Origin of the sequence: Kosakonia sp. MH5 (assembly GCF_009935945.1) — a bacterium.
GTDB classification, from domain to species: domain Bacteria; phylum Pseudomonadota; class Gammaproteobacteria; order Enterobacterales; family Enterobacteriaceae; genus Kosakonia; species Kosakonia radicincitans.
This window is the reverse complement of the sequence record NZ_QODH01000045.1, coordinates 1-641: the sequence shown is the minus strand read 5'-3', so window position 1 is coordinate 641 and position 641 is coordinate 1. Positions and strand designations below refer to the sequence as shown.

At 50.2% G+C, this 641-nt stretch carries 1 protein-coding gene; it reads left to right on the top strand.

The annotated features are described in order from the left end of the window. Window positions 1-34: 34 nt before the first annotated feature. On the top strand, window positions 35-641 hold a 607-nt coding region (locus tag DK872_RS27235), incomplete at its 3' end, for a zona pellucida domain-containing protein (RefSeq protein WP_161519140.1).

Sequence of the window (641 nt, the reverse complement as noted above, 5' to 3'; positions counted from 1 at the left end):
TGCACAAGAGCCTCTTGGTCTTCAGGAGAAGCAGGTGTTGCAGGGTCCAGTGAAGCCTTTGGACTGGAGGTTTCCCATTGTTCCAGAAGTGCCGAGTGAGATGGCGGTGGATTTCCATTTGAGGCAACCTGTGACCCCCAGTAGTGTAGCTATTCAATGCGGTGAGAACCGGATTCATGTGGAGGTACAGCAGGACTTGTTTAGCAATGGTGAACTGATCCAGCCATCTGGTCTGACTCTGGGAGGATGTCCTGTTGTCGGTTTGGTCCCAGGCTCTAAGGTGCTCTTCTTTGAGAATGAACTGCAGGACTGCAACAGTGTCTTGATGATGACCAAGGATGAGCTTGTCTACACCTTTGCCCTTACCTACACTCCTGAGGCGTTTGCTGGCACTCCGATTACCCGTGCAGGTGGTGCAGTTATTGGAGTTCAATGCCACTATCAAAGGTTTCAAAATGTCAGCAGTAGTGCCTTGAAGCCAACTTGGGTCCCTTATGCCTCAACGGAGGCTGGTGAAGAAGTCTTGGTGTTCTCCCTGAAGCTCATGACTGATGACTGGTCCTATGAGAGGCCTTCAAACTCTTACTTCCTGGGTGACGTTATTAATGTTGAGGCATCTGTGAAGGTATACAACCACGTCC